This is a genomic window from Mesorhizobium marinum (genome assembly GCF_040813675.1).
Lineage (GTDB): Bacteria > Pseudomonadota > Alphaproteobacteria > Rhizobiales > Rhizobiaceae > Mesorhizobium_K > Mesorhizobium_K marinum.
Map to the genome: position 1 here is coordinate 295,716 of NZ_JBFOCI010000005.1, position 13,329 is coordinate 309,044.

12 protein-coding genes are annotated in these 13,329 nt (G+C 67.2%); 8 read left to right on the top strand and 4 right to left on the bottom strand.

Annotated elements, in window-relative coordinates:
* Positions 1-20: 20 nt before the first annotated feature.
* From ABUE31_RS17290 to ABUE31_RS17300, 3 genes are all read right to left on the bottom strand, one after another.
* Entirely contained in the window at positions 21-1,118 is a 1,098-nt protein-coding gene (locus tag ABUE31_RS17290) for a polyamine ABC transporter substrate-binding protein (RefSeq protein ID WP_367724930.1), read from the bottom strand.
* A 131-nt stretch (positions 1,119-1,249) separates the two neighbouring features.
* The gene (locus ABUE31_RS17295; protein WP_367724931.1) at positions 1,250-2,203 is read right to left on the bottom strand and encodes a DMT family transporter; all 954 of its coding nucleotides are present in this window, start codon (positions 2,201-2,203) and stop codon (positions 1,250-1,252) included.
* Positions 2,204-2,357: 154 nt separating this feature from the next.
* Positions 2,358-3,773: a helix-turn-helix domain-containing protein gene (locus ABUE31_RS17300; RefSeq protein ID WP_367724932.1), complete on the bottom strand. Its 1,416-nt coding sequence runs from the start codon at positions 3,771-3,773 to the stop codon at positions 2,358-2,360.
* A gap of 194 nt (positions 3,774-3,967) precedes the next feature.
* Between ABUE31_RS17300 and aceA the strand changes: the two genes are divergently transcribed.
* The 6 genes from aceA (at position 3,968) to ABUE31_RS17330 (ending at position 10,134) form a co-directional block, all read left to right on the top strand.
* Positions 3,968-5,284 carry an isocitrate lyase gene (aceA, locus tag ABUE31_RS17305; RefSeq protein ID WP_367724933.1) on the top strand — a complete coding sequence of 439 codons (1,317 nt, stop codon included), beginning with the start codon at positions 3,968-3,970 and terminating at the stop codon, positions 5,282-5,284.
* Between the two features lie 17 nt (positions 5,285-5,301).
* Complete coding sequence (locus ABUE31_RS17310) at positions 5,302-5,541, top strand: SMc00767 family acetate metabolism repressor (RefSeq protein ID WP_367724934.1); 240 nt, start codon at positions 5,302-5,304, stop codon at positions 5,539-5,541.
* Between the two features lie 170 nt (positions 5,542-5,711).
* Positions 5,712-6,170 carry an ANTAR domain-containing protein gene (locus ABUE31_RS17315; protein WP_367724935.1) on the top strand — a complete coding sequence of 153 codons (459 nt, stop codon included), beginning with the start codon at positions 5,712-5,714 and terminating at the stop codon, positions 6,168-6,170.
* Between the two features lie 134 nt (positions 6,171-6,304).
* On the top strand, positions 6,305-7,738 hold the full coding sequence (locus tag ABUE31_RS17320; RefSeq protein ID WP_367724936.1) for a glutamine synthetase family protein: 1,434 nt from the start codon (positions 6,305-6,307) through the stop codon (positions 7,736-7,738).
* 29 nt (positions 7,739-7,767) lie between these two features.
* Entirely contained in the window at positions 7,768-9,054 is a 1,287-nt protein-coding gene (locus ABUE31_RS17325) for an NAD(P)/FAD-dependent oxidoreductase (protein ID WP_367724937.1), read from the top strand.
* A gap of 72 nt (positions 9,055-9,126) precedes the next feature.
* On the top strand, positions 9,127-10,134 hold the full coding sequence (locus ABUE31_RS17330; protein WP_367724938.1) for a serine hydrolase domain-containing protein: 1,008 nt from the start codon (positions 9,127-9,129) through the stop codon (positions 10,132-10,134).
* Positions 10,135-10,183: 49 nt separating this feature from the next.
* On the opposite strand, the gene ABUE31_RS17335 is transcribed toward ABUE31_RS17330, so the two are convergent.
* Positions 10,184-10,930, bottom strand: coding sequence for an SDR family oxidoreductase (locus ABUE31_RS17335; protein WP_367724939.1), 747 nt, complete (start codon positions 10,928-10,930; stop codon positions 10,184-10,186).
* Positions 10,931-11,153: 223 nt separating this feature from the next.
* Between ABUE31_RS17335 and zwf the strand changes: the two genes are divergently transcribed.
* Both zwf and pgl read left to right on the top strand, forming a co-directional pair.
* Complete coding sequence (zwf, locus tag ABUE31_RS17340; RefSeq protein ID WP_367724940.1) at positions 11,154-12,626, top strand: glucose-6-phosphate dehydrogenase; 1,473 nt, start codon at positions 11,154-11,156, stop codon at positions 12,624-12,626.
* An 11-nt stretch (positions 12,627-12,637) separates the two neighbouring features.
* Positions 12,638-13,327, top strand: coding sequence for a 6-phosphogluconolactonase (gene pgl / locus ABUE31_RS17345; RefSeq protein ID WP_367725039.1), 690 nt, complete (start codon positions 12,638-12,640; stop codon positions 13,325-13,327).
* Positions 13,328-13,329 lie beyond the last annotated feature (2 nt).

Sequence of the window (13,329 nt, forward strand, 5' to 3'; positions counted from 1 at the left end):
TGGCGCCGGGGTTGTTCAGATCACTGGCCCGTGACGATCTTGGTCCAGGTCCGCGTCACGATGCGCTGCGTCTTGGGGTCGTAGGGCGTCACGGTGAAGAGCTTGGCCAGCGTCGCCTCGTCCGGATAGATCGCCGGATCGTCCATGATCTCCTTGTCGATGAACTGCTGCGACGCCTTGTTGCCGTTCGGGAAGTAGACGTAGTTGGTGGCCTTGGCCGCGACTTCCGGCTTCATGATGTAGTTCAGGAACGCGTGCGCCTCGTCGACGTGCTGGGCGTCGGCCGGAATGGCGAGCTGGTCGAACCACATTTCGGCGCCCTCGCCCGGGATGACGTAGTCGACGACGACGCCCTGGTCCGCCTCGGCGGCGCGGTCACGCGCCTGGAAGACGTCGCCGGACCAGCCGATGGCCAGGCAGATGTCGCCGTTGGCGAGCGCGTTGATGTATTCGGACGAGTGGAATTTCCGGATGTAGGGCCGCGCCTTCATCATCAGCTCTTCGGCCTTGGCGAAATCCTCCGGCGAGGTGCTGTTGGTGTCGATGCCGAGATACATCAGCGCGGTCGGCAGGATGTCGGTCGGCGAATCCAGCACGTAGACGCCGCAATCGGCGAGCTTGGCCAGCTTTTCGGGGTCGAAGAAGACATCCCAGCTGTCGATCTTCTCGATGCCGAGGGCTTCCTGCACCTTCTTCTGGTTGTAGCCGAGGCCGACGGTGCCCCACATGTAGTTGATCGAATATTCGTTGCCCGGGTCGTACTTGGCGGTGCGCTCCGACACCACGTCCCACATGTTGGACAGGTTGGGCAGCTTCGACTTGTCGAGCTTCTGGAAGACGCCGGCCTGGATCTGGCGTGCCAGGAAGTTGCCGGTGGGCACGACGACGTCGTAGCCGCTGCCGCCGGCGAGCAGCTTGGTTTCCAGGATCTCGTTGGAATCGAAGACGTCGTAGACGACCTTGATGCCGGTCTCGTTGGTGAAGTCCTCGATGATCGACTCATCGATGTAGTCGGACCAGTTGTAGACGTTGACGACGCGCTCCTGTGCCCAGGCTCCCCCCGCCAGGATAGCGCTGACGGCGGTTGCGGCGGTCAGCGTGAACAATTTACCGATCATCATGAAGTTCCCTTGTTTTCCGCCCCCCGCGCGGTCTCAGAAACCCCGCGGGCAAGCACCCTGGACCGGAGCCTATTTTCCTTTTTCCGCGGCGACAAGTTTGAATTCGGCGACGGCCGCCGGACCCGGCGTCAGTTCGGCGTAGGTAGCCCGGTGACGCCCGGTCGCTGCGGCCGCGACATGCGCTGGAACTCCAGCCCGATATGGATGAGGAGCGCCGCAAAGATGACGGCGCCGCCCACGAGCGTGCGGGTCGAGGGCACCTCGCCATGGACGAGCCACACCCAGACCGGGCCGAGCAGCGTCTCGAAGGTGCCGAGGAGCGCGGCGAAGGCCGCGGCGATGTGGCGCGCGCCGCTTGCGAAGCAGGCGAGCCCGAGGCCGAGATTGAGCGCCCCGAACGTGAAGAGCCACGCCATGTCGTGGGTCGAGACCGCAAAGCCGCTCGCCTGGCTGGCGGCGAACAGCGCCGCAATGATCGTGCCGAGGCAGGTTGCGGGCGTCATGCGCACATGGGCGAAGCGGCGCGTGATGACGGTCGCCGTCGAGAAGGCGAAGGCGATCAGCAGCGCCAGTCCGTCGCCGACCGGCGACACCGCGCCGTCGAAGGAATCCGAGACCATGACGGCGACGCCGCAGATCACCGCGAAGATGGCGACCCAGGTCGCCGGGGCGACCCGTTCGCGGAAGAAGATGAAGGCCAGCAGCGCGGCGATGAGCGGTACGCCGGCCTGCATCAGCACCACATTGGCGACTGTCGTGTAGCTGATGGCGACGACGAAGCTCGACGACGCCGTCGCGAAGCAGACCGCCACCGCGACGCCCGGCAGGCCCATGCCGCGGAAGAGCGCGAGCGTGCCGCGCAGACCGTCGCGCAGCATCATGTAGCCGAACAGGAAAACGGCGGCCCAGATCGAGCGCCAGAAGATGACGGTCCAGCTGTCTGGCGTCTCGATGAAGCGCGCGATGGTGCCGCCGAAACTCCAGAACAGGGCGGACAGGAAGACCAGCAGGAAGCCCAGGCGCTCCTCCGATCGCGAGGCTTGCGCGGCAGGCGGCAGGGGCGGGACTGCGCGGTCGGACATGGCAATCGATCGACGGTTGGAGGAGCCGCCGGAACCACTGTAGCGGATGTCGATCGCTATCCCAAGCCGCGCCGCGCCGCGTGGTCCAGCCCGTCGTTCCATTTGTGGCACGACGTCGCCTTCAAGACGGTGCCGGCGTCCAGCAGCGCCGCTCCTACTGGAAATCGAAGGCGCTGAGGCCGGTCACCATCTCGTCGAGCCCGAGCGGCCGCGTCACCGGCGGCTCGGCGCGGGCAAGGCAGCCGGCGCGCTCGCAGAGCCGGCAGGCGGGGCCGATCGGGGTCGGCGGCGTTGCGGCGAGCGCCGCGCCGTAGACGGTCTGGTCGCGGAAGGACAGGTCGCAGCCGAGCAGGATGGCCGTGCGGCGCGGCCGCTCGTCGAAGCCGGCCTGCGGCCCGTCGATCGTGCGGGCGACCAGGAGGAGGGACGCCCCGTCGGGCATCTCGACCGCCTCGGCCAGCACCCTGCCCGGGTCGGCGAAGGCCTCGTGGACCGGCAGCTTCGGGCAGCCTCCGCCGAAGGCCGCGTGCGGAAAGCCGTTTGCGCCGACGCGCCGCAGCCTGTTCCCCGCGCCGTCGATCTCCATCAGGAAGAAGGGCACGCCGGCGCTGCTCGTCCGCTGCAGGCTGACCAGCCTTGTCGCGGCCTGTTCGAAGGACACGCCGAAGCGCGCGGCGAGAACTGCGACGTCGTGGCGAGCGCGGCCGGCCGCCTGGTGGACGGCGGCGTAAGGCATCATCAAAGCGAGCCCGGCATAGCGTGCAAGTTCGAAGCGGGCGAGCCGGCGCGCCTCGTCGGACGACAGCTTCAGCGCCGCCACTTCTGAAGCCAGCACCTCGCCCATGCGGATAAGGCAGGCCTCCATCGCAACCTCGCGCAACTGATCGGCGCGCGACAGGCGCTCGGAGAGAAACAGGCGCTGCGAATGGCGGTCGTAGCGGCGGCGCCAGTTCGGCATCGTCGCCGCCGGCAGGGGCCGGACCGAGATGCCGTGCTCCTTGCGCAGCCAGGCCTTCAGAGCTGCAAACAGGTCGTCGCCGGGCGCAAGTTCGCCGTGAAAGCTCTCGGCTGCCTCTTCCAGCGCGGCAAAATGCCAGGGCCGCCGCTCGAAGACGTCGCTGACTTCGTCGACCGGCAGGCGCGCCGCCGACAGCGTGGTGCCCCTGCCCTGGCCGGCCAGCAGCGCGTTGAGGTCGGACAGGCGCTCGGCCTGCTCGCGATAGGCGCGGAAAAGCTTTTGCATCGCCGCGGCGGCGTTCGGTGCCGTCTCGGCGAGGTCGATCAGTTCCTGGTCGCCGGGCAGTTCGCCCGCCAGCAGCGGATCGGAAAACACCTCCTTCAGCGCTGCCACCGAGCCCCGCGTCTCGCCCTGCAGCTCCTGCGGATCGATGGCGTAGACCGAGGCGAGCTTCAGGATGAGCTGGACGGTGATCGGCCGCTGGTTGCGCTCGATGAGGTTGAGATAGGAGGGCGAGATGCCGAGCCCCTCGGCCATCGCCGTCTGGGTCAGCCCGCGCTCCATGCGCATGCGGCGGATGCGCGGGCCGGCGAATATCTTCTGGTCAGCCATGGTGCAAGTGAAATTTACAAGACTTACATTTTGACAGAAGTCATCTGTCAAACCCAACACTGATTTTCCTTTATTTACCGCGATTTCGCAAGTGCGAACTGGTGCAGCGTCATCATTTTTGTAAATGAAGTCATATCGAACGGAGCGATTACGGCTCCTCAACGACCAGCGCCATTTGACTTCAGGAGCCCGATATGACCGATTTTTACAACCTTGTCCCTTCCGCGCCGAAGGACCGTTTCGACGGCATCGAACGCCCCTACCTGCCGGGGGACGTCGAGCGGCTGCGCGGTTCGCTCCAGATCCGCCACACGCTCGCCGAGAACGGCGCCAACAGGCTGTGGCAGCTCATCCACAGCGAGGACTTCGTCAACGCGCTCGGCGCCGTCACCGGCAACCAGGCGATGCAGCAGGTCCGCGCGGGCCTGAAGGCGATCTACCTGTCGGGCTGGCAGGTCGCGGCCGACGCCAACACGGCGGGCGCCATGTATCCCGACCAGTCGCTCTACCCGGCCAACGCAGCGCCGGAGCTCGTCCGCCGCATCAACCGCACGCTGCAGCGCGCCGACCAGATCGAGACGCAGGAAGGCCACGGCCTGTCCGTCGACACCTGGTTCGCGCCGATCGTCGCCGACGCCGAAGCCGGCTTCGGCGGTCCGCTCAACGCCTTCGAGATCATGAAGGCGTTCATCGAGGCGGGCGCCGCCGGCGTGCATTTCGAGGACCAGCTCGCATCGGAGAAGAAGTGCGGCCATCTCGGCGGCAAGGTTCTCATCCCGACCGCGGCGCATATCCGCAACCTCAACGCGGCGCGCCTCGCCGCCGACGTGATGGGCACACCGACGCTGATCGTCGCGCGCACCGACGCCGAGGCCGCAAAGCTCCTGACCTCCGACATCGACGAGAACGACAAGCCGTTCGTCGACTACCAGGCAGGCCGCACCGCCGAAGGTTTCTACCAGGTCAGGAACGGCATCGAGCCCTGCATCGCGCGCGCTATTCGCTATGCGCCGCACTGCGACCTGATCTGGATGGAAACCGGCAAGCCGGACCTGGAGCAGGCCAGGCGGTTCGCGGAAGCCGTGCGCAAGGTGCATCCTGGCAAGAAGCTCGCCTACAACTGCTCGCCTTCCTTCAACTGGAAGAAGAACCTGGACGACGCGACGATCGCGAAATTCCAGCGGGAACTCGGCGCGATGGGCTACAAGTTCCAGTTCATCACGCTCGCCGGTTTCCACCAGCTGAACTACGGCATGTTCGAACTGGCGCGCGGCTACCGGGACCGCCAGATGGCGGCCTATTCCGAGTTGCAGGAAGCCGAGTTCGCGGCCGAAGCGGACGGCTACACCGCGACCAAGCACCAGCGCGAGGTCGGCACCGGCTATTTCGACGCCGTGTCGATGGCCATCACCGGCGGCAAGTCGTCGACCACCGCCATGCATGAATCGACCGAGACCGAACAGTTCCGCCCCGGCGCGGAGAACGAACAGTTCCGCCCGGCAGCCGAATAATTTCAGGGAGAAGAGCCATGAACGTCAGACCACAAGTCAAGCAGCGCGCCGAGGAACAGGCCTCGGCCATGAGCACCGACCAGCAGGCGGCGATCCGCGTGCTCGCCAACGACCTGCACCGGCTGAACCAGGCCGTCATGCAGGCGGTCGAGGCCGGCGTGTCCGTCGAGCTCGTCCGTTCGGCGCGCCATCACGGCGGCAACGGCAACTGGGGCGACCTGTTGATCCCCGTCGTCGTCACGCAGCACGCAGCCTAGACGGGGATCGCGGGCGGCCGCAGGAGGATCGCGGCCGTCCGCTTCCCGGCGAAGGCTACGCCGGGTAAGCGGCGGAGGAAGCCGAACCGTCTTCTATCGGGCCTGGAAACGCACTAAGGTGCCTGCACCGCCGCTGGCGGGCATGGCAGACCCAGAGTGTGTAGCAGACAATGGCCGCATCGAGAGTCGAACCGGGGTTCGACGAGAACCGGACTCTCACCGATCGGGACGCAGCGCACGGGCTGGCGCCCGACCTCTCCCGGGTGCTGGTTGCCGGCAATTCCCAGATCACCCGCATCGTCGTGTCGAAGATCGTCGTCCGGTCGGGACTGAAGCCGGTCAGCGAGTGCCCGGTCAGCGCCTTGCGCGTGCTGCCGCTGATGTTCCCGGGCCTGGTCATCCTCGACGGCGGCCCGGACAACCGGGATTGCGACGGCGTCGTCGCCGGAATCGAGGCGCTGCGGCGCATATCCGACAGGAAGCTGCCCGCCGTCATCCTGCTCTCCGGCCGGGGCGGCGCGGCGGGCTCCGCGGCGAGCGGCATCGTCGACGCCGTCGTGACGAAGCCGTTCACCACCGAACAGCTGCAGCCGGTGGTGGACCGGCTCCTCAAGGCCGCGCGCCGCTGACGGCGCTGCGACACGGACACCCCGCCGCCGGCGCGCAACGCCAGTGTCAACGGCGCCGCCGGCATCCCCGCCCCTTCCCATATTCGTCGCGGCCCGGTTATAGTTCGAAATCCGCAACGTTTTTTCGGTGATTGATGCCACCCGCCAAGAAGGAAACCCGTCCGTCGAGCCGTGCGGGGCGCCTCCGCGCGCCCGCTTTCGTGAAGAACCATCGCGGCGTGAAGAACTGGAAGGAAGCCGGCGCCTGGCTCGAATGGCGCGGCATCGAGGACATCGAGTGCATCACGCCCGACCAGGCCGGGATCGCGCGCGGCAAGATGATGCCGTCGAAGAAGTTCACCTCGAACACGTCGCTCGCCCTGCCGTCCGCCGTCTTCATGACGACGATCTCCGGCGGCTATCCGGAAGACGGCAACGGCTTCTCCTACCCGGAAGACGACGGCGACCTGAAGCTGATGCCCGACCTCGGTACGCTGTCGGAAGTGCCCTGGGAAACCGACCCGACGGCGCAGGTCATCTGCGACCTCGTGCACCAGGACGGGCGCTCGGTCGAGTTCACGCCGCGCAACGTGCTGAAGCGGGTGCTGGCGGCCTATTCCGAGCGGGGCTGGCGTCCCGTCGTGGCGCCCGAGATCGAATTCTACCTGGTGCGCAAGAACCCCGACCCGGACTACCCGCTGACGCCGCCCGTCGGGCGCTCGGGCCGTCCGATCGGCGGCGGCGCGGGCTACTCGATCGCCGGCGTCAACGAGTTCGACGAGCTGATCGACGACATCTACCACTTCTCGGAGGCGCAGGGCCTGGAGATCGACACGCTGATCCACGAGGAGGGCGCCGGCCAGCTCGAGATCAACCTGCGCCACGGCGACCCGGTCGAGCTTGCCGACCAGGTGTTCATGTTCAAGCGCACCATCCGCGAGGCGGCGCTGAAGCACGAGACCTACGCCACCTTCATGGCCAAGCCGATGCAGGGGCAGCCGGGTTCGGCGATGCACATCCACCAGTCGGTGATCGACACCAGGACCGGCCGCAACCTCTTCACCAACGAGGACGGAAGCGAATCCGCGGCCTTCCTGCATTTCATCGGCGGCATGCAGAAGCATGTTCCGAACGCGCTGGTCATGTTCGCGCCCTATGTGAATTCCTATCGCCGGCTGACGCAGGCGGCGTCCGCGCCGGTCAACACCAAATGGGGCTACGACAACCGCACCACGGCATTCCGCGTTCCCCGGTCCGACCCGGCAGCCAGGCGCGTCGAGAACCGGATCCCGTCGTCCGACGCCAATCCCTATCTCGCGCTGGCGGCGTCGCTGGCCTGCGGCCTGGTCGGCATCGACAAGAAGGTGAAGCCCGACCAGCCCATCGGCACCACCGCCAACGAGGATGAAATCGACCTGCCGCGCGGGCTCCTGGAGGCGGTCGACCTGTTCGAGAACGACAAGGACCTGCGCGCCGTCATCGGCGATCCCTTCGTCACCACCTACGCGGCGATCAAGCGGGCCGAGTTCGAGACCTTCATGGAGGTCATCTCGCCGTGGGAGCGGGAGTATCTCCTGCTCAACGTCTAAGTCGCAACGCAGCCCGCGGAAGTCGCCAGATGCCCTACCAATCCCCCATATCCCCCGGCTACTCCTGGTACGAGGACACGGCCGGGCCGCGCCCGGAATACCCCGCGCTCGACGGCGACCTGGCCTGTGACGTCGTCATCGTCGGCGGCGGCTTCACGGGCCTGTCGGCGGCGGCGCACCTGGCCAAGGCGGGCGTCAACGTTGCGCTCATCGAGGGCAACCGCATCGGCGACGGCGCGTCCGGCCGCAACGGCGGCCAGCTCGGCACCGGCCAGCGCGCCGGCGCGGAGGAGATGGAGAAGGAGTTCGGCTTCGCGCGCGCGAAGGCGTTGTTCGACCTCGCCGAGGAAGCCAAGGCGCACCTGCTGGAATTCGCCGCGACCAACGACATCGAGATCGACTTCCGGCCCGGGCACCTGAACGTCTGCCACCGCGAGCGCGACCTGCCGGAATTCCTCGAGCACGTCGAGGCGATGACGACGCGCTTCAACTATCCCGACATCGCCTACATGGACGCCGCCGAGACGCGCGCGCGCATGGGATCGGACCACTATTTCGGCGGGGTGCGCGACACCGGCACCGGCCACATCCATCCGCTCAAGCTCGTCATCGGCACGGCGCGGGTCGCGGCCGCCTCCGGCGCGAAGCTCTTCGAGAACACCAAGGCGAGCGGCGTGAAGACCAATGGCGGCAAGGTCGTCGTGACCACCCCGCGCGGCACGATCACAGCCCAGAAATGCCTGATCGCGGTCAACGCCTATGGCGGCGAACTCGAGCCGAAGACGGCCGCCCACATCATGCCGCTCGGTTCCTTCATCGGCGCCACCGTGCCGCTTGGCGACGACAGCCCGGTGCTGCCGGGCGGCGAATCCGTATCGGACTCGCGCTTCGTCGTGCGCTACTTCCGCCGCGCCAAGACCGGCGAGTTGCTGTTCGGCGGCCGCGAGATCTACGCGCCCGGCGACCCGCAGGACATCCACATCCACATCCGCCGGCAGATCGTCGAGATCTATCCCGAGCTCAAGGATGTCGAGATCACCCACGCGTGGGGCGGCTATGTCGGCATCACCATGCCGCGAAAGCCCTATGTGCGCGAGGTGATGCCCGGCGTGATCGCGGCCGGCGGCTATTCCGGCCACGGCGTGATGCTGTCGAACTTCATGGGCAAGCTCTACGCCGAGACGGTTGCCGGAAACCGCGACCGGCTGAAGCTGTTCGAGGACCTGAAGATTCCGCCCTTTCCCGGCGGCCGTACCTTCCGCACGCCCCTCCTCTTCCTGGCGCTCAACTGGTTCGCCATGCGGGACCGGTTCTAGGTCCCCTCAAAACCGCGTGAGGCCGCACCTCTCGGGCTTTCGCAACCATGGCGCGGCGCTATGTGTGTGCCGATGAACCGACGACACCTGCTTTCGCTTCCCTTGCTGCTGGCCTCGACGCGCCTTGCGCCCGCCCAGGGTTCCGATCCAGCGCGCCTCGACTTCGTGCTGGAGCGCGCAAACCGGCTCGGGCCGCTGCGCTGCGTGATCGTGTCGCGCGACGGCCGGGAGATCGCACAGCGCGGCTATCACGGCGGCTCGCCCGACGCCGCCACCAACATCAAGTCTGCCTCGAAGTCGGTCATCTCCGCGCTGGTCGGCATCGCCATCGGCAGGCAAGTGCTCGAAGGCGTCGACCAGAAGATCGCGCCGCTCCTCGCCCGCGACCTGCCCGACGATCCCGACCCGCGCATGGCCGAGATCACCATCGGCAACCTGCTCTCCATGCAGGCCGGGCTCGGCCGCACCTCCGGCCCGAACTACGGGCGCTGGGTGTCGAGCGCAAACTGGGTGCGCGCGGCGCTTTCCGAACCCTTTGACGGCGATCCCGGCGGACCGATGCTCTACTCCACCGGCTCGACGCACCTGCTGTCGGCGATCCTGACCAGGGCGGGAGGCCGCCCGACGCTCGAGCTTGCCCGCGACTGGCTCGGACCGGTCGAGGGTTTTTCAATCGCCGCCTGGGACCGCGACCCACAAGGCATCTATGTCGGCGGCAACCAGATGGCGATGAGCCCGCGCTCGCTGCTTGCCTTCGGCGAACTCTACCGCAACGGCGGCAGGAACCGGGCCGGCGACCAGGTGGTTCCGGAAGACTGGATCGCCGAATCGTGGAAGGTCCGCACCCATTCGATCTACAGCGGCGACGGCTATGGCTACGGCTGGTTCCTCCGCGACATCGGCGGGCAGCCGGTGGTCTATGCCTGGGGGTTCGGCGGCCAGATGCTCTACATCGCGCCGGCGCTCGGGCTGACGGTGGCGATGACCTCGCTTCCCGACGACCCGTCCGCGCAGAGCGGCCACCGCGACGACCTGCATGCCCTGCTGGCCGACATCATCGCGGCGCTTGAGGCGGACTAGCCCCGGGCGGGCGCGCCACCGATCTTCGCAGACGGTGCTCCCCCGGCGCTCAGATGCACCTGCCGCCATCCACCTCCAGCGCCACGCCGGTGATGAAGGCGGCTTCGTCCGAGACCAGCCAGAGCGCGGCATTAGCGATGTCGAGCGGCTTGCTCAGGCGGCCGAGCGGGATCGACGCGCGGAATTTCTCGCGCATCTCCGGCGTGTCCTCGCCCATGAACTGCGCCAGCATGCCTGTCTCCCCGGCGACCGGGCACAGGCAGTTGACGCGGATGTTCTTCGGCGCCAGTTCCACCGCCATCGACTTGGTGGCGGTGATCGCCCAGCCCTTGGAGGCGTTGTACCAGGTCAGGCCGGGCCGCGGCCGGAGCCCGGCGGTCGAGGCCGTGGTCAGGATCGAGCCGCCGCCCTGCCGCTCCATGATCGGCACGACGGCCAGCGCGGCGTGATAGATGGCCTTCATGTTGACCGCGGTGATCAGGTCGAAGGTCGCCTCGTCGACATCGGTCATGTCGCCGTTGCGGTGCGTGTAGCCTGCATTGTTGACCATGATGTCGACGCGGCCGAATTCGCTCTTGGCCGTGTAGACCATCTTGTCGACTTCGGAGCGGTTCGAAACGTCCGCGGTCAGCGGGATCGCCGCCTTGCCGATCTCGGCTGCGACGCGTTCGGCCTGCAGTCCGTTGATATCCGCGACGATGACCTTGGCGCCTTCGTCGGCGAAACGCCGCGCCATGCCCTCGCCGAACCCCGACGCCGCTCCGGTGACGATCGCGACCTTGTCCTTCAGACGCATGCTTCCTCCAATCCGGCCGCGCACCGCCGCGCCGCTGTCGCGGTCGAGGAATGCGCGGGCCCGGCGATTCTCCCTTTGAATTCTGTCACAGGGACGCACTATGGTGCCACCGCAAAGCTGGGCCGGTCGGACACCCCCTGTGACACCTTGGCGTCGGCGACGGGCTAGCGGATTTCAATCGATTAGAATATTGTGCTGCGCCGCAGCATGAATTGGACCCAAGATGACCAGCCAGATCATTCCCGTCGAGCCGTTCGACTTCATCATATTCGGGGGCACGGGCGACCTCTCCGAGCGCAAGCTGCTGCCCGCGCTCTACCATCGGCAGCGTGACCACCAGTTCTCGGAGCCGACCCGGATCATCGGCACGTCGCGCGCCAAGCTGGACGACAAGGAATTCCAGGACTTCGCCCGCAAGGCGATCGCCGAGCACGTGCAGAAGGAATATATCGACAAGGACGAACTCGAGAAGTTCATCGGCAGGCTGAGCTACTTGCCGGCCGACGCGACGACGGGCGCCGGTTTCGACAAGCTCAAGAAGGAAATCGGCAACAGCAAGTCCATTCGCGCCTTCTATCTCGCGGTGACGCCCGCGCTGTTCGGCGACATCGCCGGGCAGCTGAAGGCGCACGACATGATCACCGCCGATTCCCGTATCGTCGTGGAGAAGCCGATCGGCCGCAGCCTGGCCTCTGCCGGGGATCTCAACGACAAGATCGGCAGCGTCTTCGGCGAGCACCAGATCTTCCGCATCGACCACTATCTCGGCAAGGAGACGGTGCAGAACCTGATGGCGCTGCGTTTCGCCAACGCGCTCTACCAGCCGCTCTGGAACTCCGCGCATATTGACCACGTCCAGATCACCGTGGCCGAGACGGTCGGGCTCGAGGACCGGGTCACCTATTACGATACCGCCGGCGCGCTGCGCGATATGGTGCAGAACCACATGCTGCAGCTGCTCTGCCTCGTCGCCATGGAACCGCCCTCCTCGATGGACGCCAACGCGGTGCGCGACGAGAAGCTGAAGGTGCTGCGCTCGCTGAAGCGCATCAACGGCCAGGAAGCGCCGAAGTCCACCGTGCGCGGCCAATACCGCGCCGGCGCCTCGGCCGGCGGCGCGGTCAAGGGCTATCTGGACGAGCTCGGCAGGAAGGACAGCACGACGGAAACCTTCGTCGCGCTGAAGGCCGAGATCGGCAACTGGCGCTGGGCCGGCGTGCCGTTCTACCTGCGCACCGGCAAGCGGCTGGCGACGCGCGTCTCCGAGATCGTCATCGAATTCAAGCCGGTGCCCTACAACATCTTCGGCGAGAGCGCCGGCAACGTCATGCCGAACCAGCTCGTCATCCGACTGCAACCCGACGAGGGCGTGAAGCAGTACATCATGATCAAGGATCCGGGCCCGGGCGGCATGCGGCTGCGCCAGATCCCGCTCGACATGAGTTTCGCGCAGAGCTTCGACGGCCGCTCGCCTGACGCCTACGAGCGGCTGATCATGGACGTGATCCGCGGCAACCAGACGCTGTTCATGCGCCGCGACGAGGTCGAGGCGGCATGGACCTGGGTCGACCCGATCCTCAACGCCTGGGCCGAGAACTCGCAGGAGGCGCAGGGCTACACGGCCGGCACCTGGGGACCGTCGGCCTCGATCGCGCTGATCGAGCGCGACGGCCGCACCTGGCACGAGAGCAACTGACCGGCATGAGCATCGCCTACGACATGCACCGTTTCGCCAGCCGGGCGGAACTCGCCGACAGCCTGGCGACAACGATCGCCGGCAGGCTCGCCGACGCCATCGCCGCCCGCGGCGCCGCCTTCATCGCGGTGTCGGGCGGCTCGACGCCGGCGTTGCTGTTTGCCGCCTTGTCCAGATCCGCCATCGACTGGAAAAGGGTGACCGTCACGCTGATCGACGAGCGCCTGGTGCCGGCGGATTCGCCGCGCTCCAACGCGAAGCTGGTGGCCGACAGGCTCCTGCAGGGGCCGGCCGCAGCGGCCCGCTTCGTGCCGCTCTATCACGGCACAGATGCGGGCGACGAAGCGGCCGAACTGGCGCGCGCCGAACTCGCGCCGCTGCCCTGGCCGCTCGACGTCGCCGTGCTCGGCATGGGCGGCGACGGCCACACGGCCTCGTTCTTCCCCGACGCGGCCGATCTCGCCGACCTGCTCGCCGCGGATGCCGGCCTGCTCGCGCTGCCTGTCGAGGCGGCCAGCGCCGGCGAGCTCCGGCTGACCCTGACGCTCGGCAAGATCGTCGAAGCCGGGCTGCTGGCATTGCATATCGAAGGCGCGGAGAAGCTGGGCGTGCTGGAGCGGGCGCTCGCCGGCGAAGACCTGCCTATCCGGGCGGCGTTCGAGGCGTCGCCACGGCCGGTGGAAATATTCTGGGCACAATAGGC